At 61.3% G+C, this 24,582-nt stretch carries 23 protein-coding genes and 1 pseudogene; 10 read left to right on the top strand and 14 right to left on the bottom strand.

Annotated elements, in window-relative coordinates; translation table 11 throughout:
* The coding region (locus tag E0F99_RS20420; protein ID WP_130908893.1) for a hypothetical protein at window positions 1-661 on the top strand (661 nt) is incomplete at its 5' end.
* A gap of 170 nt (window positions 662-831) precedes the next feature.
* Entirely contained in the window at window positions 832-1,644 is an 813-nt protein-coding gene (locus E0F99_RS20415; RefSeq protein WP_083359332.1) for an alpha/beta fold hydrolase, read from the top strand.
* 39 nt (window positions 1,645-1,683) lie between these two features.
* On the opposite strand, the gene E0F99_RS31220 is transcribed toward E0F99_RS20415, so the two are convergent.
* The 4 genes and pseudogenes from E0F99_RS31220 to E0F99_RS20400 all read right to left on the bottom strand — a co-directional run bounded on the left by E0F99_RS31220 (window position 1,684) and on the right by E0F99_RS20400 (window position 6,144).
* On the bottom strand, window positions 1,684-2,526 hold the full coding sequence (locus E0F99_RS31220; protein WP_414189072.1) for a methyl-accepting chemotaxis protein: 843 nt from the start codon (window positions 2,524-2,526) through the stop codon (window positions 1,684-1,686).
* A gap of 18 nt (window positions 2,527-2,544) precedes the next feature.
* Window positions 2,545-2,769, bottom strand: a pseudogene (locus E0F99_RS31215) (HAMP domain-containing protein); the annotation flags it as partial.
* 996 nt (window positions 2,770-3,765) lie between these two features.
* Entirely contained in the window at window positions 3,766-5,178 is a 1,413-nt protein-coding gene (locus E0F99_RS20405; protein WP_083359334.1) for an aminotransferase-like domain-containing protein, read from the bottom strand.
* Window positions 5,179-5,382: 204 nt separating this feature from the next.
* Window positions 5,383-6,144, bottom strand: coding sequence for an SDR family oxidoreductase (locus E0F99_RS20400; RefSeq protein WP_083359335.1), 762 nt, complete (start codon window positions 6,142-6,144; stop codon window positions 5,383-5,385).
* A gap of 230 nt (window positions 6,145-6,374) precedes the next feature.
* On the opposite strand from E0F99_RS20400, the gene E0F99_RS20395 reads away from it, so the two are divergent.
* A complete protein-coding gene (locus E0F99_RS20395; RefSeq protein ID WP_083359336.1) occupies window positions 6,375-7,382 on the top strand; it encodes an NADP-dependent oxidoreductase in 1,008 nt (335 codons plus the stop codon).
* A gap of 89 nt (window positions 7,383-7,471) precedes the next feature.
* Here the strand turns inward: E0F99_RS20395 and pyrF are convergent, their stop codons facing one another.
* On the bottom strand, window positions 7,472-8,170 hold the full coding sequence (gene pyrF, locus E0F99_RS20390) for an orotidine-5'-phosphate decarboxylase (RefSeq protein WP_083359337.1): 699 nt from the start codon (window positions 8,168-8,170) through the stop codon (window positions 7,472-7,474).
* 260 nt (window positions 8,171-8,430) lie between these two features.
* Here pyrF and E0F99_RS20385 point away from each other — a divergent pair, with 260 nt between their 5' ends.
* Complete coding sequence (locus E0F99_RS20385) at window positions 8,431-9,195, top strand: response regulator (RefSeq protein WP_130908894.1); 765 nt, start codon at window positions 8,431-8,433, stop codon at window positions 9,193-9,195.
* Complete coding sequence (locus E0F99_RS20380) at window positions 9,195-10,229, top strand: sensor histidine kinase (protein ID WP_083359339.1); 1,035 nt, start codon at window positions 9,195-9,197, stop codon at window positions 10,227-10,229. The genes E0F99_RS20385 and E0F99_RS20380 overlap by 1 nt, the downstream gene beginning before the upstream one ends.
* A 117-nt stretch (window positions 10,230-10,346) precedes the next feature.
* Here E0F99_RS20380 and E0F99_RS20375 read toward each other — a convergent pair whose 3' ends face one another.
* From E0F99_RS20375 to E0F99_RS20335, 9 genes are all read right to left on the bottom strand, one after another.
* Window positions 10,347-11,408: an AI-2E family transporter gene (locus E0F99_RS20375; RefSeq protein ID WP_083359340.1), complete on the bottom strand. Its 1,062-nt coding sequence runs from the start codon at window positions 11,406-11,408 to the stop codon at window positions 10,347-10,349.
* A gap of 72 nt (window positions 11,409-11,480) precedes the next feature.
* Window positions 11,481-12,299: a DUF4892 domain-containing protein gene (locus E0F99_RS20370; RefSeq protein ID WP_083359341.1), complete on the bottom strand. Its 819-nt coding sequence runs from the start codon at window positions 12,297-12,299 to the stop codon at window positions 11,481-11,483.
* Between the two features lie 102 nt (window positions 12,300-12,401).
* The gene (locus E0F99_RS20365; protein ID WP_083359342.1) at window positions 12,402-13,256 is read right to left on the bottom strand and encodes an alpha/beta hydrolase; all 855 of its coding nucleotides are present in this window, start codon (window positions 13,254-13,256) and stop codon (window positions 12,402-12,404) included.
* A complete protein-coding gene (locus E0F99_RS20360; protein WP_083359343.1) occupies window positions 13,253-14,056 on the bottom strand; it encodes an alpha/beta fold hydrolase in 804 nt (267 codons plus the stop codon). The genes E0F99_RS20365 and E0F99_RS20360 overlap by 4 nt, the downstream gene beginning before the upstream one ends.
* 97 nt (window positions 14,057-14,153) lie before the next feature.
* On the bottom strand, window positions 14,154-14,597 hold the full coding sequence (locus E0F99_RS20355; protein ID WP_083359344.1) for a hotdog fold thioesterase: 444 nt from the start codon (window positions 14,595-14,597) through the stop codon (window positions 14,154-14,156).
* 30 nt (window positions 14,598-14,627) lie between these two features.
* Window positions 14,628-16,277, bottom strand: coding sequence for an AMP-binding protein (locus tag E0F99_RS20350; RefSeq protein ID WP_083359345.1), 1,650 nt, complete (start codon window positions 16,275-16,277; stop codon window positions 14,628-14,630).
* Between the two features lie 352 nt (window positions 16,278-16,629).
* Window positions 16,630-17,079, bottom strand: coding sequence for a phosphohistidine phosphatase SixA (gene sixA / locus E0F99_RS20345; protein ID WP_083359346.1), 450 nt, complete (start codon window positions 17,077-17,079; stop codon window positions 16,630-16,632).
* Window positions 17,076-17,423 carry a DUF4389 domain-containing protein gene (locus E0F99_RS20340; protein ID WP_083359347.1) on the bottom strand — a complete coding sequence of 116 codons (348 nt, stop codon included), beginning with the start codon at window positions 17,421-17,423 and terminating at the stop codon, window positions 17,076-17,078. Before E0F99_RS20340 ends, sixA begins: the two co-directional genes overlap by 4 nt.
* Window positions 17,424-17,433: 10 nt before the next feature.
* Window positions 17,434-18,459: an NAD(P)H-dependent glycerol-3-phosphate dehydrogenase gene (locus E0F99_RS20335; RefSeq protein ID WP_083359348.1), complete on the bottom strand. Its 1,026-nt coding sequence runs from the start codon at window positions 18,457-18,459 to the stop codon at window positions 17,434-17,436.
* 195 nt (window positions 18,460-18,654) lie between these two features.
* Between E0F99_RS20335 and E0F99_RS20330 the strand changes: the two genes are divergently transcribed.
* The 5 genes from E0F99_RS20330 to E0F99_RS20310 all read left to right on the top strand — a co-directional run.
* A complete protein-coding gene (locus E0F99_RS20330; protein ID WP_083359349.1) occupies window positions 18,655-20,775 on the top strand; it encodes a TonB-dependent receptor plug domain-containing protein in 2,121 nt (706 codons plus the stop codon).
* 1 nt (window position 20,776) lies between these two features.
* Window positions 20,777-21,706 (top strand): ABC transporter substrate-binding protein, encoded by a 930-nt coding sequence (locus E0F99_RS20325; protein WP_083359350.1) that lies wholly within the window; start codon window positions 20,777-20,779, stop codon window positions 21,704-21,706.
* Window positions 21,703-23,604 carry an ATP-binding protein gene (locus E0F99_RS20320; RefSeq protein WP_083359351.1) on the top strand — a complete coding sequence of 634 codons (1,902 nt, stop codon included), beginning with the start codon at window positions 21,703-21,705 and terminating at the stop codon, window positions 23,602-23,604. Before E0F99_RS20325 ends, E0F99_RS20320 begins: the two co-directional genes overlap by 4 nt.
* Window positions 23,605-23,853: 249 nt before the next feature.
* On the top strand, window positions 23,854-24,369 hold the full coding sequence (fabA, locus tag E0F99_RS20315; RefSeq protein ID WP_003210552.1) for a 3-hydroxyacyl-[acyl-carrier-protein] dehydratase FabA: 516 nt from the start codon (window positions 23,854-23,856) through the stop codon (window positions 24,367-24,369).
* Between the two features lie 11 nt (window positions 24,370-24,380).
* A partial coding sequence (locus E0F99_RS20310) for a beta-ketoacyl synthase N-terminal-like domain-containing protein (RefSeq protein WP_278045761.1) occupies window positions 24,381-24,582 on the top strand: 202 nt, incomplete at its 3' end.

The raw sequence follows: 24,582 nt of genomic DNA, 5'->3' as shown, positions 1-24,582 counted from the left end.
CGAGATCGAACTTAACGATCGGCTGCGTCGTTGCGGTGAAATCACCGAGACGTTCCCCGGCCAGTTGATGAACCCGAAGCTCAAACTGTTGTTGACCCGCCTGGAACTCAACGTCAATCAGCGCCTGCTGAACCTCAACAAATCCAGCGCGCCGCTCAAGGCGCGTATCGCTGAGTTGAATGCACTGATTGGCCAGGGCGAATCGATTCCGGTCACCAACCCACCCGCGCCGATCCAGACCGAAGCCAAGGCCAAGGACGTACGCTTCCTGCTAGAAGCCCTGCACGGCCAAGTCACCCGGGCTGCCCAGGACGGCTTCCTGCCGACCAACGAAGCCAAGCACTGGATCAAGGAAATTCGCCACATCCTGGTGTTGCTGCACATCGAGTTCTTCAACAACCTCGGCCAGCACGCTCTGCAACAGGGCCAGCCGGGCCAGGCACGCCTGGCGTTTGAACGTGGCGTACAGTACTTGCGCAAACAGCCGGAGCCGGTGCTCTACAGTGCCCAGTTGCAATTGCTGGAGAACCAACTGGTTCGCGCCAACTCCACGGTGCTGACCAACAGCCAGCCCGCCGAAGACGAAGTCAACGAATTGACCGAAGGCCTGAAAGTCGTCGACGCCGACGCCGAGTGGAAAAAGAAAGCCATCTACGACTGATACTGAGGTTTGTGGCGAGCGGGACTGTCGTGGCGAGCGGGCTTACCACGACAAACCCCGCTCGCCACAGATAAATGCCTCGCCACAACATGCCATCACTTTGCACCTATCCCCCTGCCCACGACTAGCGTAAAAAAGTGCCCCTCACTCCGTGAAGTTAGAGGCCTGCTATGCCTGTTGCCGTGATTGATGGACAACCGCTGCACTATGTCGACCAGGGCACCGGCCCGGTCGTTCTGCTGGGTTCGAGTTACCTGTGGGACCGCGACATGTGGGCCCCGCAAATTCAAGCCCTGTCGCAACAGTACCGCGTGATCGTTCCCGAGTTGTGGGGCCACGGTAAATCCGGCCCACTGCCGGCCCAAACCCGGTCGCTGGACGACTTGGCGCGCCAGGCCCTGGCCCTGCTGGACCAGCTCGACATCGCACAGATCAACCTGGTAGGTCTGTCGGTGGGCGGCATGTGGGGCGCGCGCCTTGCGTTGCTGGCACCGGAGCGCATCAACAGCGTCGTGCTGATGGACACTTACCTGGGCGCCGAGCCGGAGGCTACACGCCAGTACTACTTCTCGCTGTTCAAGATGATCGAGGACGCCGGCGCTATCCCCGAACCCTTGCTGGATGTGGTCGCACCGATCTTCTTCCGCCCCGGCATCGATCGCGAGTCCGCGTTATACCTGGACTATCGCAAGGCGCTGCAGGGCTTCTCCAAGGAGCGCCTGCTGCAAAGCATCGTGCCACTGGGCCGGTTGATTTTCAGCCGCGAGAACATTCTGACCCAACTGCCACGCCTGGACTGCGACACCACGCTGGTGATGTGCGGCGAGCAGGATAAGCCTCGGCCACCCGCCGAATCCCAGGAAATGGCCGAACTGATTGGCTGCAGCCTGACCCTGATTCCGGACGCGGGGCATATCTCTTCCCGAGAAAACCCTGACTTCGTCAACGAAGCACTGCTGACCTTCCTCGCCAACACCGCCTGATCGAAGCCCTCCCCTCTGATCGCGGCCGCCACGCAGCGATCAGAGGCGGAAGTGCCCCACCATGCCCTTGAGCTCAGCACCCAGCTGCGCCAACTGAATACTCGACGCGGCATTGCCTTGCATGCTCAACGCTGACTGATCGGCGCTCGCACGGATGCTGGTGACGCTGCGATTGATCTCTTCGGCCACCGAGCTTTGCTCCTCGGCCGCCGCGGCAATTTGCTGGTTCATCTGCTGGATCAGTGACACTGCTACCGCGATGCTGCCCAATGCACTCTCGGTTTCCAGCGCATCGCTGACCGCCAGCTTTACCAGCTCGCCACTTTGCTGGATCTGCTGCACCGACGACTGCGCCGCACTGCGCAACGTACTCACCAGTCGTTCGATTTCCTCGGTCGATTGCTGAGTGCGCTTGGCCAGCGCCCGCACCTCATCGGCCACCACCGCAAAACCTCGCCCTTGCTCGCCGGCACGGGCCGCTTCGATGGCGGCGTTGAGGGCCAGCAGATTGGTTTGTTCGGCCACACTCTTGATCACGTTCAACACGGTGCCGATGTTCTGGATTTCCGCGCTCAGGCTTTCGATACTGGCGCTGGCACGGGTGCTGGAGGTTGCAAGCGACTCAATACGCTGCAGGCTTTGACGCACCACTTGCTGGCCGCTATCGACTTTGTCATCGGCGGTCTGTGCGGCTTGCGCAGCCTCTTCGGCGTTGCGCGCCACGTCATGCACCGTGGCGGTCATCTGGTTCATGGCCGTGGCGACCTGCTCGGTCTCTTCCTTCTGGCTGCTGACTTCGACGTTAGTCTGTTCGGTCACGCTGGAGAGTGAATGTGCAGAACTGGCCAGTTGCTCGATTCCTGCCTGCAACCCGCTGACCATCTGGCTCAGGCCGCTGCCCATCTGTTGCATGGCTTGCATCAATTGGCCGATTTCATCACGACGGCCGACCTCCATCCGTCCACTCAGGTCACCGGCAGCAATTTGCTGGGCCACGGCGATTACACTGCGCAACGGCGCCACGATCAGCCGGGTAATCACCCACGCGGCGATCAGGCCCACCAAAAGGGCCAGGGCTGACGAGCCAATGATCAGCAGCGCGCTTTTTTTCAATTGCGCCCGCATCGATTGATCTTCAGCGCCATACGCCTGGTTGACACGGCTGACCACTTGATCGGCGCGGTCATGCAATTGCTTGTAGACGACTTTTTCCTGGGCCAGCAGCCCGGTGTACTCACCGAGCTTTTCGCTGAACGCGGCGATATGCACGGACACTTCGTTGAGTACGGTCTGATAACCCGCATCCTTGACCGAGGTTTTAAGCTGCTCGACTTGCGCCAGTGCCTGGTCGGCCTGTTCGATCTTGCCCTGCTCGGCGTCGTCGGCGTCGGCCTTGCGGCTCTGATCAAGGCGCACTCGCGCTTCATTCATGGCTTGCAGCATCAACCGCGAAACCTGGCTGACCTGCCCCGCCTGCTCGATAAACTCGGCGCCCTCCTTGCCTTGACTTTCCTTGAGGCCATAGGCGCCATCATCGGCCAGGCCAGCTTGCAGCACGTCAAGGTTATTGGCCACGCTGGACACCGACCAGCTGGCCATTTCCAATGCCAGGTCTTTGGTCTGGGTCAGCTCGACAAACTCGTCGAACGCCTTGCGATACGCAGCCAACGCCTGTTCGACTTCGCTCATCACCGGCACATTGGCGGCGGATTGGGCCTTGAGGCTGGCGGCCAGCGCGACCAAGGCGTCGACGCTTTCATGCAGCGCATCGACAGCCTTGGGATCGGCATGCAGCGCGTAGTCCTGCTCGATCAAGCGCACCTTGAGCAGGCCGCTGTTGAGCGAAGACATCGTCTTAAGCCCTTCGAATCGCTGGCCAACGGTTTGCAGGGACCACACACCAATGGCCGCCACCAGTGCCGTCAGCAGCAGCACCAAGGTGAAGCCAAAACCCAGTTTTTTCGCCATACCGAGGTTGGCGAAACGTCGTTGCACGGCCGAAATCATTGCACTTGAATCCTCTTGCAATGGCAGATGCCATCAAGGCTGGTTTCCATTCAGCGAGATTCGCAACGACGGGCTATCGGCACAAGACGTTGGCGCCACAATAATGGCAAAAAGCTACATCTTCGTCGTTTTCAGAATGGTCGAGGTCGATCTGGCAGGCCCCATGGCACGGAACAACGCCAACGCCCGCTGATCAGCAGCATAGGCCACATTGATGCGCAGCCAGTCACTGTGTTCGCCCTTGGGACTGAACAGCGCCCCAGGCGACAACAACACACCGAGCTGCCGAGCACACGCCTGCAAGCGTGAACGGTCGCCGACAACCGGCCGCGCCCACACAAACATGCCCCCGGCAGGTACAGCGAACACCTCCCACTCTTCGTCCTCCAGCACCTGCAGGGTCGCGGCCATTTGCGTATTCAAGCGCTTGCGCAGGCGCTGCACCCATTTACGGTAGGTGCCGTTGGCCAACAGCGTGGCAACCACCGCCTCGGCAAACCGCGAAGTACCGATGCCCGTCAGCGTCTTGAGCGCGGCCATTTGCGTGACAATCGCTGCGCTGGCGCTGAGATAACCCACCCGCAAGGCACTGCTCAGGGTCTTGGAAAAACTCGAGATATAGATCACCCGCCCCTCATGCGGCAGCGCCGACAGGCGCGTGCAACTGGCGTGCTGCAAGTCGCCGTAGACATCCTCTTCGACGATCAGGAAGTCTTCGCTGCACGCCAGTTGCAACAGACGCTCGGCCACCATTCGGCACAAGCTGGTGCCCGTGGGGTTGTGATACAGGCAATTGATAAACAGGCACTTGGGCCGGTGGCTTTGCAGCAGCGTCTCCAGCACGGGGATGTCCGGGCCACCCACAACGCGCGGCACCTCCAACAGTTTGACGCCGTGGCGTTCCAACTGACGATAGAGGTTGGCATACCCCGGCGTCTCGACCACCACCGTATCACCGGCCTTGAGCAGTGTGCGTATCAACAGGTCCTGTGCATGGCTGGCGCCATGGGTGGTGAGAATGCAATCGAGGTGAGTGTCCACCTTCATCTGGGTCAGCCGCTTGAACAGTTGCTCGCGCAGCACCGGCAACCCTAACGGCGTGCTGTAATCGAACAGGCCTGCGGTGTCGGTACGGCTGATCTCGCGTATGGCGTAGCAAATGTCATCGCTTTCACGCCAAGCGTCCGGCAACCAGCCGCATCCCAGCTTCAACTCGCCCAGCGGGCCATCGACATAAGCGCCCCAGCCCAGTTCGGCGCCTTCATACCAGTGGCTTTCGAGGGAAACCGGCGGTTGGGCCACCCTAAATCCCGCCCCCTGTTTGGACACCAATAACCCCTGCGCCACCATTCGCTCAAAGGCTTCGATTACGCTGGACTGACTGAGCAGGTTATCGAGGGCTAATTGCCGGATGGACGGCAAGCGGGTGCCGGGGCTTGCCCCGCTCTTGCGAATCCATTGCACCACCGCGCTGACGATTTGCTGCACCACCGGTACAAGGGCTTGTCGATCAATGCCTAAATCCATGAGCCACTCACTTCAACTGTCTGTTAATCAACCCCAAACAGTTAAGCACAGAAGCCCGGCTAAGCCGGTCGCGAAAATTTATTAAATTATTGATTTTATTGGATTATTTACCTACTGATACACATTCTGACGAGGCCTTGTGCCAGCCTTGGAAACGCCCCACAGCGTCCCTGGCCTTTTTCGAATAGGCTGTGGTATCGCGTCCTAGATCGCCGTCGCGCCACCGTCCACGGCCAGCGCCTGACCCGTGGTGAATGCTGCACCGTCGCTGCACAGGTACAGCACGGCGCTGGCAATTTCCTCGACTTTGCCAATGCGCCCGACCGGGTGCATGGCGGCGGCAAACTCAGCCTTGCGCGGGTCGGCTTCATACGCACGGCGGAACATATCGGTATCGATCACCGCAGGGCACACCGCGTTTACGCGAATTTTCTTTTTCGCGTACTCAATGGCTGCCGATTTGGTCAGGCCGATGACGGCGTGTTTAGAGGCAGCATAGATACTCATCTTCGGCGCCGCGCCCAACCCCGCCACCGACGCCGTATTGACGATCGCCCCGCCGCCCTGGGCCAACAGCAGCGGCAACTGATGCTTCATGCACAACCACACGCCCTTGACGTTAACGCCCATGATCGCGTCGAACTCATCCAGGCTGCCGTCGGCCAGCTTGCCCTTCTCGATCTCGATCCCGGCGTTGTTGAAGGCATAGTCGAGGCGCCCGTAGGCCGCGACGGTTTTTGCCATCAGTTGCTGCACATCCGCCTCCAGCGTGACGTTGCAGCGTACAAACAGCGCCTCGCCACCAGCGCGTTGAATCAGCGCAACCGTGCCTTCGCCGCCCGCCACGTCCAGGTCGGCAACCACTACTTTCAGGCCTTCGCCGCCGAATGCCAACGCGGTGGCGCGGCCAATACCAGCGGCGGCGCCGGTCACCAGGGCGACCTGGCCGGAAAACGTCATGCTCATGGGGGATGTCCTATGGAAAAATAGCCGTGGAGCGAGTCTAGCCAACGCCAGCACGGCAGCGTCAGCACTATCAGAAGGCCGGTGAGCGCTGTATGAATTGCAGTGATAAGGCCACCACTGGCCTCACTATCAACCAGGCCTATCGGCGGGCATTCGCCCCCCTCGTACAACCTTGCCCTCAGACCATTCCAGGTCTATCACTAAAGGCTCATTTCTAAAGAGTCCTAGCCATGACTGCCCAGACCAACCGCCAGTTCCTGCTCGCCAAACGCCCGGTCGGCGCGGCCACGCGGGACACCTTCACTTATCAGGAAGTGCCGGTGGGCACACCGGGGGATGGGCAGGTGCTGGTGCACAATGAATACCTGTCCCTGGACCCGGCGATGCGTGGCTGGATGAACGAGGGCAAGTCCTACATTCCGCCTGTCGGTATTGGTGAAGTGATGCGCGCACTGGGAGTAGGACAGGTGATCGCCTCAAACAACCCGAAATTTGCGGTGGGCGACTATGTGAACGGCGCGCTGGGCGTGCAGGACTATTTCCTCGGCGAGCCACGTGGTTTCTATAAAGTCGACCCGAAACTCGCACCGCTGCCGCGCTACCTGTCTGCCCTCGGCATGACGGGTATGACCGCCTACTTCGCCCTGCTCGACACCGGCGCGCCAAAGGCGGGTGAAACCGTGGTGATCTCCGGCGCTGCCGGGGCGGTGGGCAGCATTGCCGGGCAGATTGCCAAAATCAAAGGCTGTCGCGTGGTGGGTATTGCCGGGGGCGCCGACAAGTGCAAATTCCTGGTGGATGAGTTGGGGTTTGATGCCGCCATCGACTATAAGAGCGAAGATGTGCCTGCCGCCCTCAAGCGCGAGTGCCCTAAAGGCGTGGATGTGTATTTCGATAACGTCGGCGGCGACATTCTCGACGCGGTGCTCAGCCGTCTGGCGTTGAAGGCGCGGGTGGTGATCTGTGGTGCCATCAGCCAGTACAACAATAAAGAAGCGGTGAAAGGCCCGGCCAATTACTTGTCACTGCTGGTTAATCGTGCGCGCATGGAGGGGTTTGTGGTGATGGACCATGCGGCAAACTTTGCCGCCGCCGGGCAGGAAATGGCTGGGTGGATGGCGCAGGGCAAGCTCAAGAGCAAGGAGGATATTGTCGCGGGGTTGGAGACTTTTCCGGAGACGTTGATGAAGCTGTTTAACGGGGAGAATTTTGGGAAGTTGGTGTTGAAGGTCAACTGACCAAAGCATTCCCACGCTTTGCGTGGGAATGCGGCCCGGGACGCGGAGCGTCACAATAGGCGTTCCCACGCAAAGCGTGGGAATGCTCGTCAGGCGATTTCGGCGACTACTGCGGCCAACGCTTTGGCCGGATCGGCCGCCTGGCTGATCGGGCGACCAATCACCAGATAATCCGAACCTGCATCCAACGCCTGACGCGGCGTCAGAATGCGCCGCTGATCATCCTGCGCACTGCCCGCCGGCCGAATCCCCGGGGTGACCAGTTGCAACGACGGGTGAGCCGTCTTCAAGGCCTGGGCTTCCAGCGCCGAACACACCAGCCCATCAAGGCCAGCCTTCTGCGCCAGGGCCGCCAGGCGCAATACCTGCTCCTGAGGCTCGATATCCAAGCCGATGCCGGCCAGATCCTCACGCTCCATGCTGGTCAACACCGTCACACCAATCAGCAGCGGTTTCGGCCCACTGCGCTGTTCCAGCACTTCACGGCACGCTGTCATCATGCGCAAACCGCCTGAGCAGTGCACATTGACCATCCATACGCCCATCTCAGCCGCGGCTTTCACCGCCATGGCGGTGGTGTTGGGGATGTCGTGGAATTTCAAGTCGAGGAACACTTCGAAACCTTTGTCACGCAAGGTGCCAACGATTTCCGCCGCGCAACTGGTAAACAGCTCCTTGCCGACCTTGACCCGGCAAAGCTTGGGGTCCAACTGGTCAGCCAGCTTCAGTGCGGCGTCACGAGTGGGGTAATCCAGGGCGACGATGATAGGAGTCTGGCAGAAGGACATTGGAATGGGCTCTCAGGCAAGTCGAAATCGGCGCGGATTGTAGCGCAAGCGGCGCCGTTGCGGGATCCGATGATCGCTAAAATACTGATCAAGCGCCCATAACCCGGCATTTCGCGCAATTGTGTCAATACCGATACATTCACGACATGCCCCCAACACGCACCGCGTCTAGCCTCGCGCACATGACCGCCCGTCCAGCACTTCCAGCCATGGGGCTGGGCGCCTATGCTGACAGCAACAACCAGGCAGATGATCGCACTATGCATACCCCTACCGTCGCTGTAAACGAAGAGCAAAAAGGCGCGGTAATCGCCGAAGACAAGCGCTGGAGCACGCGCGCGCTGATCGTCGATGACGACGTACCGATTCGCGAACTGCTGATCGACTACCTGGCGCGCTTCAATATTCTCGCCACCGGCGTCACCGACGGCACGGCCATGCGCACCGCCTTGCAAGCCGAAACCTTTGATGTGGTGGTGCTCGACCTGATGCTACCGGGCGAAGACGGCCTGTCGCTGTGCCGCTGGTTACGCGCAGAATCGGACATCCCGATCCTGATGCTCACCGCGCGCTGCGAACCCACCGACCGCATCATCGGCCTGGAACTGGGCGCCGATGACTACATGTCCAAGCCGTTCGAACCGCGCGAGCTGGTGGCACGCATCCAAACCATCCTGCGCCGGGTGCGCGATGACCGTACCGAGCAACGCAGCAACATCCGTTTCGACAACTGGCGCCTTAACAGCGTACTGCGCCAGTTGGTGGCCGACGATGGCCTGGTGGTGCCGCTGTCCAACGCCGAGTTTCGCTTATTGTGGGTGTTTATCGAACGCCCGCGCCGCGTGCTGAGCCGCGAGCAATTGCTGGACGCCGCCCGTGGCCGCTCCATAGAGGCGTTTGATCGCAGCATTGACTTGCTGGTCTCGCGCCTGCGCCAGAAGCTTGGGGACGACCCCAAAGCACCGCAATTGATCAAGACCGTGCGTGGCGAAGGCTACCTGTTCGACGCGCGGGATATCGGTTGATGCGCGCTACCTTCAATACGCTGTTCGGCAGACTGTTCGGCGTATTGCTGGTGGCTATTGTGTTGGCCCATGTGCTGGCGTTCTTCTGGTTTCACCACTACGGCCCGCCACCACCGCCGCCGCCGGAAACCTTCGTCGAGCAGCCTGACGGCACGATGAAGCCCCTGCACCGGCATCATCGCCCCTGGTTTGGTGGCCCGGTGGTGCCGCTGACGTTTCAGTTTATCTCGCTGATCATCGCGGCCTGGTACGGCGCCAAACTGCTGAGCCGACCGATCCAGCGCCTGAGCGCAGCCGCCGAACGTTTGAGCCTGGACCTCGATAGCCCGCCGTTGAACGAGTCCGGGCCTCGGGAGGCACGCCAGGCCGCGTCGACGTTCAACCTGATGCAAAAGCGCATCCGCGAGCAAGTCAGCCAGCGCGCACGCATGCTCGGCGCGGTCTCCCATGACCTGCGCACCCCGCTGTCACGCCTCAAGCTGCGCCTGGAACAAATCGAAGACACCAAGCTGCAAGGCCAGATGCGCCAGGACTTGGACGACATGATCGGCATGCTCGACTCCACCCTGAGCTACCTGCACGAACAACGCACCGGCGAAACCCGGCACTGGCTCGACGTGCAGGCGCTGGTCGAATCCCTCAGCGAGAACGCCCAGGACCAGGGCTGCGACGTGCAATTCGCGGGCAGTTGCGCGCCCTTGCAGGTGCAGCCGATGGCCCTGCGTTCGTGCCTCAACAACCTGATCGACAACGCCTTGCGTTATGCCGGCACGGCACGGATAGAACTGACGGACAGCCGCGAAGCCGTGGTCATCCGCGTGATCGACCACGGCCCGGGGATTGCGGCGGACAAACGTGAGGCGGTGTTCGAGCCGTTCTTTCGCCTGGAAGGCTCACGCAACCGCAACTCAGGCGGCGTCGGCCTGGGCATGACGATTTCCAAGGAGGCAGTGGAACGCCTCGGCGGCCGCCTGAACCTGGAAGAAACCCCCGGCGGTGGCTTGACCGCCGTGATGTGGTTGCCACGCGCCTAAAAGACCAACCATGGTGAAAAAAATGTGGGAGCGGGCTTGCTTCCGATGGCGGTGGTTCAGTCAACGCAGATGTCGACTGTCACACCGCTACCGGGAGCAAGCCCCCTCCCACATTAGTCACAAGGGTTTGTCTTCGCGACGAACTTGAGCCTGGGTTGCACTCCAATCCGTCAGCAGGCTGTAAGCAACCGCCAATAAGGTCGGGCCGATAAACAGGCCGATAAAACCAAAGGCAATCAACCCGCCAAACACGCCCAGCAGCACAATCACCAGCGGCAGGTTGCCGCCTCGGCTGATCAGGTACGGTTTGAGCACGTTGTCCACGCCGCTGATGATGAACGTGCCCCACACACCGAGGAACACCGCATAGGTGTAATCGCCCTTCCACGCCAGCCAGGCCGTGGCCGGGATCCACACCAGCGGCGGGCCCATGGGGATCAGACTGAGCAGGAAGGTGACGATGCCCAGCACCAGCGCGCCCGGCACGCCAGCAATCAGGAAGCCGATCAGCGCCAGCAAGGCTTGGGCGGCGGCCGTACCGATCACACCGTTAACCACCCGTTGCACAGTGCCAGCCACCAGTTCGATATAGTAACCGGCACGGTCGCCGATCAGGCGTTCCAGCAAGCGATGCACGAACGTCGCGAGGCGCGGCCCGTCCCGGTAGAAGAAAAACACGAACACCAGGCTCAGGGTCAATTCGAGGATACCGCCGCCGATCTGCGCACTGCGCGCCAGCAGCCAGTTGCCGACCTGGCCCAGGTACGGCTTGATGCTGACCATCAGCGCCGCGCCCTGCTGGTCGATGCTGTCCCACGTCGCCACCAGGCGCTCGCCGATAAAAGGAATCGAACTCAGCCAGGTCGGCGCGGCAGGCAGGCCGTCGACCTGGATATCTTTGATCAGGCCCACGGCGTCACGCACATGGTCGGCCAGGTTGAAGCCCAACCACACCAGCGGCACCGCCACCAGCAACATCCAACCCAAGGTCAGGATGCCCGCCGCCAGGGATTCCCGGCCACCCAGCCAGCGGGTCAACAAGCGCATCAGCGGCCAACTGGCAAATGCTAGCACCGCCCCCCAGAACAGCGCCGACCAGAACGGCGCCATGACCCAGAAGCTGGCACCAAACAGCACCAGCAGCAGGATTTGCACCAGTAGGCGATCGTTATTGAGCATCGGGTATCTCGAGAATAAGGCTGTAGGAAGAGAGCTTAGGCGAACGGCGCGGGTCCGTTCGCCCTGTTACGGTCAGCGTATCAGATGCAGGTGCAAACCCTTAGCGTCACCGGTGCCGGTTTCCAGGCGGGCGGCGCGTACACCGCGGTCGATCAGGCCCTGGCGCCAGGCTTCGGCGGTGGGCCCCGTCAGGCTGACGCGCATCGTAGCGTCGAGGTTCAAGCCACGCGAAATCAGGGTCAGCCAAGTAGCGTCAGGTTCGGCTCCGAGGGCCGGGAAGTCCAGTTCACCGGTGCTTTTCAACTCGCGCAGCAGGGTTGCCGACGTGGGCAGCAAGTTCCCCAGCGGTGCGCTGGCGTCCATCTGTTCTACATGCAGATACGCGCGACGGTTGCCACGGGTGATGCCGTACAGCGCCACCAGCGAGTTGTCCTGGGGAGCGGCCAGGCGCAACAGCAGGTATTCCTGCTGGCCATCGGCGCCGACCAGCTTGGCGTTGCCGAACACTTCATTGGCCCACAGGCTGCTTTCACCACAATCGCGAGCCTGGCACCAGAACAACAGTTGCGCGCCCTTGGCCTGCAACGCTTCGCGCGTCGCGGTAAACGCAGCGCTGGAGGTGTGTTCGGCGGGCAGTTCATAGGTAATGGCAGTGGTTTGGCCGCGCGCCGTGGCTTGGCCGTCGTAACGCAGCTGGCCGCTGATCTTGCGGATCGCGCCCATGGGGTAGATGCGTTCCTTTTCTTCAGCGGGGCGGTAATCGGCGATGTGCGCATCGACTTGGCGGGCCACGGCCGGTAAATCCTGGCTTCCCGGAACGTCGGCGGCGAAAACCAAGGGGCTGAAGCAGCACAGCGCGAGGGCACGGATAAATCCTTTACGCAGGCTCATCGGATCGGTGTGCCCTGGCCATCGGAGGTCGCAGCGGTGTTGAGATCGTACATGGTTGACTCCCTTTCAATCCGCCCAGCCTCGGCAGTTGCCCGCGCCAAGTCAAGGCGCGTGGAAGAACCGATTGAAACAGTCTGCAACAAGGATCGCGCCGGGCTCATCATTAAGGTGTAAATGATGGCCTCCCGGCAGCGTGTTCACCGTAAAGGGTAGCTGGGAAAGCAATTCGGAATGTTTCACCAGCATGCCGTCATCCGCGACCACCAACTGTGTAGGGCAACCCACACGGCGCACGAAAGCCATCGCCTGCTCATCAGTCAGGCGCATCGGCGACGCGAGTGTCAGGCGACTGTCCGTACGCCAGGTGTAACCACCCGGCACCGGCATCAAACCGCGCTGGGCCAGCAGTTCCGCGGCTTCGCGGCTGACGGCCACCACGCCTTTCATGCGCGCTTCAACCGCCCGATCCAACGTGCTGTAGACAGGTTTGCGCTTGTCCTGCAGGTTCAATTGCGCTTGCAACGCCATGCCCAGCCGCTCGGCGGCGTTCTCGCCAGCGGCCGTCGGCGGGACCACGCCGTCGATCAACCCCAAGTGCGTCACGCGCTCCGGTAAGGCGCCGGCCAGCACCAAGGAGACGATAGCGCCGAGGGAGTGGCCAAGTAATGCAAAACGTTTCCAGCCCAGTTGTTCGGCGACTTGCAGCACATCAAAGACGTAATCCCACAGGGAATAACCGGCGCCCGCAGGGCGATGCGCCGAATGCCCATGGCCGGCCATGTCCAGCGCGACGATTCGCAAACCGTGCAGCTTAGGCGCCAGCCGCGCAAAGCTGTTGGCGTTGTCCAGCCAGCCATGCAAAGCGATCACCGGCAAACCGTCCTCGGGACCAAACAAATGCGCCGCCAACTCGATGTGTGGCAGGCTCAGGCGGACTTCTTCGACCGGCGTGCTCATGCGCAACTGCGCTCGCGCGCTTGCCAGCGGCAGAACAGGTTTTTGATCAAGGTCGCAGTGTCCTGGGGGCGCTCAAGCGGGAACATATGGCCACCAGGCATGGTGAGCATCTCGCCCATGGGCAGGCGGTCGACGCCGCTGGCATGGTGACGCATCACCACCCGGCTTTGACGGCCACGAACGACAGCCAGCGGCACCTTCAACTGGCGAACCTGGCCCGGGCTGGTGTGGGGCACGCCCCGGTAGATACTGATTTCGGTAGCCGGATCGAAACGCAGGCGCAGGCGATCGCCGACCTGTTGCAGGCCATGTTGCAGGTAAGCATCAAAGCACTCCGGGTCGAACCCGCGAAACAGCGTCTTGCCGGCGAAGTAGCTGCGCGCGGCGTCCAGGTCGGTGAATTCTTCACGTCGGCCCAAGGTGCGGCCAGCCGGGGTCAAGCGGTCGATAAAACCGAAACGCTTGGCGGCGCGAATCACCCAGCGGTCGGCGCGGGTCAACACCGGCGAATCGAGCATCACCACGCCGCGGTACAACTGCGGGCAGCGCATGGCCGCGTGCAAATGCAACACGCCGCCCAGGGAATGGCCCACGCCCCACACCGGTTCCGGCTGCAGTTCCAGATGGTGGATCAGTTCGTCCACCAGGTTCTGCCAGTTGTCGTCCACCGGAAACCTGGGGTCGTGACCGTGCTGCGGCAGGTGAGCCACTGCATATTCCGGGGCCAGGGCGGCAAACAACTTGCCATAGGTGGCCGAAGGGAAACCATTGGCGTGGGCAAAAAACACGTGCTGCGACATACCGGACTCATCTACAAAAACAGAAGTGGATTGTCACCACGCCTGGGCAACACAGCAATGACTGTAACTGCCAGGAATGATGACACTCACGCCACGCCTATCGCGCCGGCGGATTCTCGCCCAGCGGCACCACGGCCATGGTCAGGCGCGATACGCAGCTGGCCTTGCCATCGTCGCTGGTCAATCGAATGTCCCAGACTTGAGTGGTGCGGCCGATATGGATCGCCCGCGCCACCGCTGTCACCCGCCCGCTGCGCACAACGCGCAGGTGGTTGGCGTTGACCTCCAGGCCCACGCAATAGAACTTGCTGGCATCGATGCACAGGTAAGCCGCCATGGAGCCAACGCTCTCGGCCAACACCACCGACGCGCCGCCGTGCAGCAGGCCGTAAGGCTGATGAGTGCGATGGTCGACCACCATGCTGGCGGTGAGGGACTCGTCGTCGAAGCTTTCGAAGCGGATATCCAGCAACTCACCGATGGTGTTTTTCTGGATGGCATTGAGTTGCTCGATATTCGGTTGGGTGCGCCACAAACTCATGAAGTTGTCCTTATTGGTTTTATTACGACCCTAATCCTGCCACAGAATGGATTCGCTGCGCGCGCTCCACAGCTGAAACTGGGCACCGTAGGTCGACTCGATCACTGTGCGCTTGATCTTCAGGGTCGGCGTCAGGAATCCGTTTTCCACCGCCCAACTGTCTTTTACCACCACCAGTTGGCGCAAGCGCTCATGTTTATCCAGCGTCTGGTTGACCTGTTCCAGCCAGCGCTCGAGGCTGCCTCGCAGGGCTTGTCGGTCCTGACTGCCGGCCGACAGCACGCACAGGCCTATCGGTGCAGTCAGGCCATCGCCGACCACGCACACCTGCTCGATGCGCGCATGTTCAGCCAGGCGGTTTTCAATCGGTGCAGGGGCCACGTATTTGCCCTTGCTGGTTTTGAATATTTCCTTGAGTCGCCCGGTCAGGCGCAGGCAGCCATGGGCGTCCTGCTCACCCTTGTCGCCGGTGCGCAGGAAGCCGTCATCGGTCAACGTCTCGGCGGTTCTCTGCGGGTCCTTGAAATAGCCGAGCATGGTCGCATCGCTGCGCACCTGCACTTCGCCCACCGCGTCGATGCGCACTTCGACGCCAGGGCACGGTGGGCCGATCCAGCCAAGCGTCTGTTGGCCGGGGCGACAGACGTGGGAATAGCCGCAGCTTTCAGTCATGCCATACACCTCCAGCACGTCCAGCCCCAGGCGCTGATACCAACGCAACAAGGCTTCAGGCACGGGCGCCGCGCCCGACAACGCAATGCGCAGCGCGTCCAGGCCCAGACCGGCGAGGACTTTATGCCCGACGCGCTTGCCGATAAATGGCAGGCGTAACAGGCTGTCGAGGCGCTTTTGCGGCATCTTGCTGTAGACGCCCATCTGGAACTTGGTCCAGATCCTCGGCACGCCGAACAGCGCGGTCGGCCGTGCACGGCGCAAGTCCGTCAGGAACGTATCGAGGCTCTCGGCAAAAAACACGGTTTGCCCGGTGTAGATCGACGCCAGCTCCACGAACATCCGCTCCGCCACATGGCACAGCGGCAGGTAGGACAGCAGCCGGTCGCCCTCCCCCAGGCCAAATAACTCAGTGCCACGGGTGGCAGCAAAGCCCAAGGCGCCGAAGGTTTGCATTACGCCTTTGGGCAAGCCGGTGGTGCCGGAGGTGTAGACGATGGTGGCCAGGCTGGAGGCGGCAGGTTCGGGGTTGTCCTGGATCGGTGGGCAGGCTTGCAGGTCGGCCCAGCGGTAATCGAAGTCACCGGCCGGGCACAGCGGCAGGCTGATGGTCGGCAACCCGTTCGGGATACCCGGCGCCATGGCCGGCCAGTCATCCAGCTTGCCGATCAGCGCCAGCGCCGCCTCGGAATGGGTCAGCACATGGGCGACGGAGTCGGCGGTCAGGTTGGGGTAGAGCGGCACCGACACATGCCCGGCCATCCAGATCGCCAGGTCGGCGATGATCCAGTGCGCGCAGTTTTTCGAGATCAGCGCAATGTGCGAGCCCGGCGGCAGGTCACGGGCACGCAGCCACTGCGCGGTGCTGCGGGCCTGGTGGCCGACCTCGCCCCAGGTGAGGGTCTGCACCTCGCCGTCGCCGATGGGCTGCACCAGAAAGGCTTTGCGCGGGTGCCGCGCTTCACGTTCGAAGAAGACCTGCAACGGCAAACGAAAAGCGACAGGCATGGGACGCGCTCCTTTGTGATCCGATGATAGCCAACCAAGCACTTGCTTGGTTGACTATATAGCACACACGAAGCGGCGATCTATCCTATGGGGGTAGGTATCTTTTTACAGGTTGAGTAATGGGGGTTGTTTTGGGGTCGCTGGGTGCATATCCGTTATTTGGGTAGCGACTGCTATGGGTTCCGCTCTTACAGCGGGTTACTTTTGGCTGGGCCGGCATTCCGGGCTCTTTTCCAAAAGTGACCCGCCGTAAGGGCGGAACCAATAGCCGCCGTTACCGCAGCAACGGATATGTACTCATATCTACATAAGACCTAACGCAACACAAAGAGCTGCGTAGATACCTGCGACCCTACGGGTTCTTCACACTCACCAAACTCATCAACCCCGCCAGCGGATAATCCCCTTCAAGCTCCGCCAAACTGGCGGTGTACATCGGTTGCGGCTGCCGTAGATGGCCATGCTGCAAAAAGCTGATCAGGCTGCCAACCAAGGGCTGGTGGCTGACCAGCAGCACATTGTCATCAGTGTCGAGTTTTTCCAGCACCTGCACCGGGTTGCTGTCCGGCGTCAGCCACGCCACGGTGCGAATGTCCGGCTCAAAACCCAACGCGTCACGCACCAGCTGCGCAGTTTGCTGCGCACGCACATACGGGCTGGCGAAGATGGCACTGATCGGCAATCCGATCAGCTGCGCGGCACTGCGCAACACTTCGCCACGGCCATGCTCAGTAAGGTTGCGCTCGGCGTCGGTGCGCGCATGCCCTTCGGCTTCACCGTGACGCAAAACCCACAGCTTCACAGTTTTGGCTCTTCATCACGCACCGGGTGCGGCGCCGGCGGCACGCTGTGGGCAGCTTCGCCTTCGGGTGCACGCGGGGTCGGCCAATCGGCGAACGGCCAGGGTTTTTGCTCGGTATGGAAGCTGCCGAAACGGCCGATCTGCGCAAGGAACTGGCTGAGGCTGTCACCAAAATTCATCAGTCCCAGGTTCGGCGCGCCGTAGATCAGGCGATACACCACCTGCACTACCACCAAAGCGCCGAGCAGGAACTGCGCCACTTGCCACACCAGGGCAAACACCAGCATCCACAGGACACGCAGGAGGATGGACTCGTATTTTGGCGCTGCTTTCGGATCGTTCATGGCGCGTTCCTCAGTTGAAACCACTGGTGGAAATAAAGTCGACATCGGTTTTCGGTTCGGCGCGCATCAGCAACTCGATGACCTGGTTCAAGGTGCGCCCTTCAAACAGGATCGCGTGCAGCCCGGCGACCAGCGGCATATACACGCCAACTTCCTGAGCCTTGGCCTTCAACACTTTGAGCGTGTTGACGCCTTCGGCGACTTCGCCCAGGCGTGTCACCGCCTCCTCAAGGCTCAAGCCCTGGCCCAGGGCAAAACCGACCTGATAGTTGCGGCTTTTCGGCGACGAGCAGGTGACGATCAAGTCACCGACGCCCGCCAGCCCCAGGAAGGTCATCGGGTTGGCGCCCTGATTCACTGCAAAGCGGGTCATCTCCGCCAGCGCGCGGGTGATCAGCATGCTCTTGGTGTTTTCACCCATGCCCAAGGCCACGGCCATACCGGCGATGATCGCATAGACGTTTTTCAACGCCCCGCCCAGTTCGACGCCAAAACGATCACTGCTGGCATAGACGCGAAACGTACGACCATGCAGCACGGCCTGGACGCGCTCGCACAGCGCTTCATCTTCACTGGCCACCACGGTGGCCGTCAGCGCGTGCTCCGCCACTTCCCGCGCCAGGTTTGGCCCGGACAGCACGCCGATGCGCGCCTGGGGTGCGATCTCTTCGAGGATTTCGCTCATCAGCTTGAACGTGTGCGCCTCGATGCCCTTGGTCAGGCTGACCAGCAGCTTGCCCGCCAGGCGTTCGGCATGGGGTGCCAGCACCGAACGCAAGGCGCTGGAGGGCAGCGCGACGAAGCACAGGTCGCACTCGGTCAACGTGGCCAACAAGTCGGTCACCGGCTCGACCGCCGGGTGAATCTTGATGCCTTTAAGGTAACGGGGGTTTTCACGGTGGACGCGGATGGCCTCCGCCTGCTCGGGGTCGCGCATCCACTGGCGTACCGCGTGACCGTTTTCGGCCAGCAGGTTTGCCACGGCGGTACCAAAACTTCCGCCTCCCAGGACCGCAATAGGGCGCTGTTCAGTCATATGCAATCCGTTAATCCATACCAGTGGCGATGGCGGCATTATACGGGGCGACCCGCTTGCGGCCAGCCCCCGTGTCAATTCACACGTTTGTCGGAAAATGCCACCTCGGTGTGAAGTAATTGTGAGGGCGACGACTGGCAAATGGCCCCACCTCAGTTAACATGGGCGGCTATCCGTAATTATCAAGGCCGTGCCGTGTACCTGGGCCCTCCTCCCCGTTCATCGCTGTTGTTGGTGCTGTTGTGCAGCGTACCAGCGCTGGCTGATGACCTGTTCCTCGACAGCCAGCCGCTGCCCCAGGTACTGACCGCCACGCGCCTCAAGCAATCGGCCGCCGCCGTGCCCGGCAGCATGACCGTGATCGACAGTGAACTGATCAAGGCCAGCGGCGCGCGGGATATCGCCGAGCTGCTGCGATTAGTGCCGGGGATGATGGTCGGTTACACCACCGGCAACCAGGCGGCGGTGAACTACCACGGCACCAGCGCCAGCGATGCGCGGCGCATGCAGGTCTTGATCGACGGGCGTTCGGTGTACCGCGCGGGCCTGGCGACGGTGGACTGGAGCGATATTCCAGTGGCCATGGAAGACATCGAGCGTATCGAGGTGTTTCGCGGCCCCAACACCGTCAGCTATGGCGCCAATGCGCTGATGGCCGTGGTCAATATCCTCACGCGCTCACCGTCCAACAGCCACGGTTCACGGGTCAAAATCATCCGTGGCGAGCGCGGGATCAACGACGTCTACGCCAGCCAGGGCGTGGGCTGGGAGACCGGCGACTTGCGGCTGTCGATGTCCGGGCAACAGGACGATGGTTTTGACAGCGACAAGGTCGGTGCCGACCGCCGTGACAGCCGCCGACTCAGCCGTTTCAGCCTGGCCGTGAGCCAGACCCTCAACGCGCAGCAGAGCATCGATGTGCAACTCGACGCCAAGGAAGGCAGCAACCAGCGCCCTTATACCTACACCCCGGTATTCGCCGGGATTACCGAAGGCGGCACCAATTCCGACGTTATCGCCAAGGACTATGCCGGTTCCTTACGTTGGAATTTTGATTTCAACCCCGAACACAGCTTGTATATCCAGGGCTCGGCCCAGCAATGGGACCGCCAACAGGTGTGGAAAGCCTGTGACGCCAAGGTGTCGTTCAGCCCGGAACTGACTCAACTGTGGCAGTTGAACCCCAACTACGCCGAACAGTTGGCCCGGCACATGGACACTTATAGCCAGGGCACGGCCCCGCCCGGCAGCGCCGCTGAGCAAGCGTTGGGCAACCAGGTCCTGGACCAGTGGCGCAACGGCGCCAACCAAAGCGTGTGCGGCGATATCGACCAAAGCACCCGCGAAAGCCGCTACGACCTCGAGATCCAGGACACCCTTAGCCTGTCCGACAGCCTGCGCCTGGTCAGCGGCATGAATTACCGCTATGACCGCGCCGACTCCGACACCTACTTCAATGGCACCCTCGACGACACCACATGGCGGCTGTTCGGCCACTTGGAATGGCGTGCCAGCGAACACTGGCTGCTGCAGGGCGGCGCGATGTACGAAGACACCCACCTGAGCGGCAACTCGCTGACCCCGCGCGTGGCGGTCAACTACTTGATCAACCCGCGCCACGGTTTACGTGCAGTGTATTCCGAGGCAATTCGCTCGCCGGACATGTTCGAGAACAACGTCAACTGGAGTTATCGCGTCACCAACCTCAGTTCCCCGGCCTACGGGCAAAATTCCGGGCAATATTTTGTGGTAACACGCGGCCCCGGCAACCTCGATAAAGAGTTGATGCGCTCGCGCGAGCTGGGCTACAACGGCTTCTTTGCCGACCTCGGGCTGAATGTCGACGTGAAACTGTTCTACGACGAAATCACCGACATGATCAGCTCGCCGCTACGCAACAATCAGTACATTGCCAGCAACGCCAACAGCGCACGGTTTACCGGGGCCGAATCGCAGTTCGATTGGCGCATGAGCAACACCGATCGCCTGCGGCTGACCTATGCTTATGTCGATGCCGCCTCCAGCAATCCGCGAGATAAAGCACAGACCGCGCGCAACAGCGGCTCGGCCGGCTGGCTGCGTGAATGGGGCCAAGGCTGGTCGAGTGCGTTGTTCTACTATGGTGACGACGCACTCAATCAATACCGCTTCGAACGGGTCGACCTGCGCGTGGCCAAGCGCATTGCCCTGGGCAAAGCCAACGTGGAGCTGGCTGGCATGTTGCAGCAACGCCTCGATAACCAGCCCACCACCTTTGCCGACAACAATTACGACAGTCGCCACGTCCTCTACTTCAGCGCGGAGTTAGAGTTCTGACATGGGCGCCCCGTCACGGATGACCCTCCTGTTTGTTTCACGCCTCTGGCACCGCGGCTTGCTATGGGCGTGCCTGCTGCTGACCGCGCCGGCCTGGAGCGCCAACATTCTGCTGACCGCTGCCGAAGACGGTGCCGGTGTACACGCCTTTGCCCAAGCCCTTGCCCAACAGCGGCCCGCAGACCACGTGACCTTTACTGCGCTCAACGACCTGCCGCCTCCCAGTCATTTGCCTGCCAACACCCGCCTGATCCTGCTCGACCTGCCCGGCCTCGAATGGCGCCTGCAGGATGCCCAAGGCCCGCCGACGCTGGTGCTGCGTATCAGCCGCCTGCAAGCCCGGCAGCGCCTGGGCAGCACTCAGCCGGCCAAAATCAGCCTGTTGTGGAGCGACCCGCCGCTCGCGCGGCAGTTGAACCTGATTGCCAGCATCCTGCCGCAAGCCCAACGCATCGGCGTGCTCTACGGCGTCGACAGTGAGTTCCTGCTGCAAGAGCTGCGTGACTATGCGACGCCGATGGGGCTGCAGATCGTGCCGCAGCTCTGGGACAACACGAATGACAGCCGCGCGCTGCAAAATCTGCTCAAGAACAGTGATGTGCTGCTCGGCCTCGATGACACGCGGCTCTACAACCCGAAAACCGTAAAGAACCTGTTGCTCAGCAGCTACGCCCAGCAACTGCCGCTGGTGGGCCCCAATGCCGGGTTCGTCAAGGCCGGCAGCCTGGCCAGCACCTACAGTGACCAGGCCGACTGGCTCGAGGTACTCGACCGACTACTGGACCAACCGCCGGCTAGCTGGCCGCGCTCGTTGTACCCGGAACACTTCAAAGTCGTCGGTAACCCGCAAGTCGCACGGTCACTGGGAATCGAACAGGTTGACGAAGTCGCCGTCGCCGCCCGATTGGCCGAAGGAGAGAAACGTCCATGACCCTGCGTCGTCGTTGGGACATCAATACCCGCACCCAGCTCATCACCCTGGGCCCGGCATTGTTGCTGACCTTGCTGTTGATCAGCTTCTTTACCTTCGTGCGTATCCAAGACCTGCGCCAGGAACTGGATCACACCGGCCAACTGATCGCCAACCAACTCGCGCCCGCCACCGAATACGGGGTGATTTCCGGCAACAACGACGTGCTCGAGAGCCTGCTGCGCGCGACCTTGGCCACGCCGCATGTGCGCTTCCTGGAGATTCAGGACAGCGCCGAAAACATTTTGGTGTACGTCGAGCAACCGTCGGAAAAGCACGACCGCTCGCTGTCGGTAAAAGTGTTCCAGGCGCCCATCCGACTGCAACATATCCAATTGGGCACTGACTTTTTCCAGGACAACCTCAGTGAGCCGACGGCGCCGCGTGCGGATTACCTGGGCCGGGTGATTGTCGGCATGTCCAACGACGCGTTCAGCCAGCGCCAACAGGAAACCCTGTTCAAGGCCGGCATCCTTGCCCTGTTCGCGCTGCTGTTTACCTTCTTGCTCGCGCGGCGCTTGGCGGCCAGCCTGTCGCAGCCGATCAGCGCCATGGGCAATGCGGTGAAAGCGATCCAGCAAGGCGATTACAAAACGCCGCTGCCGATTGTCGATGACTCGGAACTGGGCGACCTGTCGCGGCATATCAATAACCTGGCCGAGGGCCTCAACCAGGCCAGCCGCGAACAACACCAGGCCATGGCCCAGTTGATCCAGACCCGCGAGGAAGCCGAACGGGCGAACAATGCCAAGTCGGACTTCCTGGCGATGATGAGTCACGAGTTGCGCACGCCCATGAATGGCGTGCTGGGTATGTTGCAACTGCTGGAAACCACCGAGATGACTGAGGAGCAGACCGAGTACGCGGCACTGGCCTGCGAGTCCACCGAGCATTTGCTCAAGGTGATCAACGACATCCTCGACTTTTCGCGCATCGAGCGCGCCGCGCTGGAGCTGGAACATATCTCGTTCAACCTCGCCGACCTGATCAGCAGCTGCGCCCAGGCTTTCCAGCACAGCGCACAGCAACGCGGGCTGACGCTGGAGCTGCCGATTCCGCCGGGCATGGACGCCCTGCGAGTGCAGGGTGACCCCACGCGTATCCGGCAGATTCTGGTGAACCTGATCGGCAACGCGCTGAAATTTACCGAACACGGTACGGTGACCGTTGAGCCGCACTGGCAGACCCTCGACCATGAACTGGTGTGGTTCACCTGCACCGTGCGCGACAGCGGCATCGGGATTTCCGCCGAGCGCTTGGAACTGATGTTCGACGCGTTCCAGCAGGCCGACAGTTCCATTTCAAGACGTTACGGCGGCACCGGGCTGGGCTTGCCGATCGCACGCACCCTGGCCGAACGCATGGGCGGCACGCTGCGCGCCCAAAGTGAGGAAGGCCGAGGCTCGGTGTTTACCCTGGAAATTCCACTGGCCATCGATCAGCAAAGCCTGCCGACGATTGCCCCGCACGCCGAAGGCAAGAGCAGCGCCGGCGATGGCCGCCACGTGCTGCTGGTAGAAGACAACCCGGTCAACCGCACCGTGGTCGAAGCCATGCTACGCAGCCTGGGCTTTGAAGTGAGCCTGGCCACCGACGGCGCCGAGGCCATCCGCAGTGCCGAGAGCCTGATTTTTACCGCGATCCTGATGGATTGCCGCTTGCCGGTGATCGACGGCTACGAGGCCACACGGCAGATTCGACAACTCCCCGGCTGCGCCGATCTGCCGATCATTGCCCTGACCGCCAACGCGTTGCAGGGCGATCGCGAAGCCTGCATGGCGGCCGGAATGAACGATTACCTGGCCAAGCCGTTCAAACGCACGGATTTGCAGCAAATCCTGCAGCGCTGGGTGCAATAGCGCTGCGCCATCAACCAACTGCGACTGGCGTGAAAGACGAAAGTGCGGCAGTCTTAGGCACCCGAACGGGCCCATAAACAGGCCCGGTTTAAAATTTCAGTGAACAAGTGTACATTCAGTACCTTATCGCTGTGACTTTCACTACAACGCAATAGTCTATGTGTAGGCTGCCGGTATGAGGCATGAACGCTTCATTCGGTTCGGGAAGATTTGCCCTACCCTGCCGCATGGGATTATTGAGGAGCTCGCATGACCAAACAAAACGCCTTTACTCGGGAAGACCTGCTGCGCTGCAGTCGCGGTGAGCTGTTCGGCCCAGGTAACGCGCAACTGCCCGCCCCGAATATGCTGATGGTGGATCGCATCACCCATATCAGCGAAGAAGGTGGCAAGTACGGCAAAGGTGAATTGGTCGCCGAGCTGGATATCACCCCTGACCTGTGGTTCTTCGCCTGCCATTTTGAAGGCGACCCTGTAATGCCAGGTTGCCTGGGCCTCGACGCCATGTGGCAACTGGTCGGCTTCTACCTGGGCTGGCAAGGCCTGCCGGGCCGTGGTCGCGCCCTGGGTTCGGGCGAAGTGAAATTCTTTGGCCAGGTCCTGCCGACCGCCAAGAAAGTCACCTACAACATTCAAATCAAGCGCGTCCTCAAGGGCAAGCTGAACCTCGCTATCGCCGACGGTTCGGTGACTGTCGACGGTCGCGAGATCTATACTGCCGAAGGCCTTCGGGTCGGCGTATTCACTTCCACTGACAACTTTTAAGGGTTATCCGCATGCGCCGCGTCGTTATCACTGGTCTGGGCATTGTTTCTTGCCTGGGCAATGACAAAGAGACCGTCACCGCTAACCTGCGTGCAAGTCGCCCTGGCATCCGCTTCAACCCGGAATATGCCGAAATGGGTCTGCGTAGCCAGGTTTCCGGCTCCATCGACCTGCCCCTCGAAGAACTGATTGATCGTAAGATCTACCGCTTCG

Origin of the sequence: Pseudomonas antarctica (genome assembly GCF_900624995.1) — a bacterium.
In the GTDB taxonomy this organism is placed as follows: Bacteria; Pseudomonadota; Gammaproteobacteria; order Pseudomonadales; family Pseudomonadaceae; genus Aquipseudomonas; species Aquipseudomonas antarctica.
Note: the sequence above shows the minus strand (reverse complement) of the source record. Positions and strands in the feature narration are given on the sequence as shown.

Excerpts from the sequence above, each read along its gene's own strand:
- E0F99_RS20340 (WP_083359347.1), bottom strand. The coding sequence starts at position 17,423 with ATGAACGATCCGAAAGCAGCGCCAAAATACGAGTCCATCCTCCTGCGT.
- E0F99_RS20365 (WP_083359342.1), bottom strand. The coding sequence starts at position 13,256 with ATGAGCACGCCGGTCGAAGAAGTCCGCCTGAGCCTGCCACACATCGAG.
- pyrF (WP_083359337.1), bottom strand. The coding sequence starts at position 8,170 with ATGTCCTTCTGCCAGACTCCTATCATCGTCGCCCTGGATTACCCCACT.
- E0F99_RS31220 (WP_414189072.1), bottom strand. The coding sequence starts at position 2,526 with ATGGTCAGCGGGTTGCAGGCAGGAATCGAGCAACTGGCCAGTTCTGCA.
- E0F99_RS20370 (WP_083359341.1), bottom strand. The coding sequence starts at position 12,299 with ATGAGCCTGCGTAAAGGATTTATCCGTGCCCTCGCGCTGTGCTGCTTC.
- E0F99_RS20360 (WP_083359343.1), bottom strand. The coding sequence starts at position 14,056 with ATGTCGCAGCACGTGTTTTTTGCCCACGCCAATGGTTTCCCTTCGGCC.
- E0F99_RS20405 (WP_083359334.1), bottom strand. The coding sequence starts at position 5,178 with ATGGATTTAGGCATTGATCGACAAGCCCTTGTACCGGTGGTGCAGCAA.
- E0F99_RS20355 (WP_083359344.1), bottom strand. The coding sequence starts at position 14,597 with ATGAGTTTGTGGCGCACCCAACCGAATATCGAGCAACTCAATGCCATC.
- E0F99_RS20400 (WP_083359335.1), bottom strand. The coding sequence starts at position 6,144 with ATGAGCATGACGTTTTCCGGCCAGGTCGCCCTGGTGACCGGCGCCGCC.
- E0F99_RS20320 (WP_083359351.1), top strand. The coding sequence starts at position 21,703 with ATGACCCTGCGTCGTCGTTGGGACATCAATACCCGCACCCAGCTCATC.
- E0F99_RS20415 (WP_083359332.1), top strand. The coding sequence starts at position 832 with ATGCCTGTTGCCGTGATTGATGGACAACCGCTGCACTATGTCGACCAG.
- E0F99_RS20350 (WP_083359345.1), bottom strand. The coding sequence starts at position 16,277 with ATGCCTGTCGCTTTTCGTTTGCCGTTGCAGGTCTTCTTCGAACGTGAA.
- E0F99_RS20335 (WP_083359348.1), bottom strand. The coding sequence starts at position 18,459 with ATGACTGAACAGCGCCCTATTGCGGTCCTGGGAGGCGGAAGTTTTGGT.
- fabA (WP_003210552.1), top strand. The coding sequence starts at position 23,854 with ATGACCAAACAAAACGCCTTTACTCGGGAAGACCTGCTGCGCTGCAGT.
- E0F99_RS20395 (WP_083359336.1), top strand. The coding sequence starts at position 6,375 with ATGACTGCCCAGACCAACCGCCAGTTCCTGCTCGCCAAACGCCCGGTC.
- E0F99_RS20380 (WP_083359339.1), top strand. The coding sequence starts at position 9,195 with ATGCGCGCTACCTTCAATACGCTGTTCGGCAGACTGTTCGGCGTATTG.
- E0F99_RS20325 (WP_083359350.1), top strand. The coding sequence starts at position 20,777 with ATGGGCGCCCCGTCACGGATGACCCTCCTGTTTGTTTCACGCCTCTGG.
- E0F99_RS20375 (WP_083359340.1), bottom strand. The coding sequence starts at position 11,408 with ATGCTCAATAACGATCGCCTACTGGTGCAAATCCTGCTGCTGGTGCTG.
- E0F99_RS20385 (WP_130908894.1), top strand. The coding sequence starts at position 8,431 with ATGCATACCCCTACCGTCGCTGTAAACGAAGAGCAAAAAGGCGCGGTA.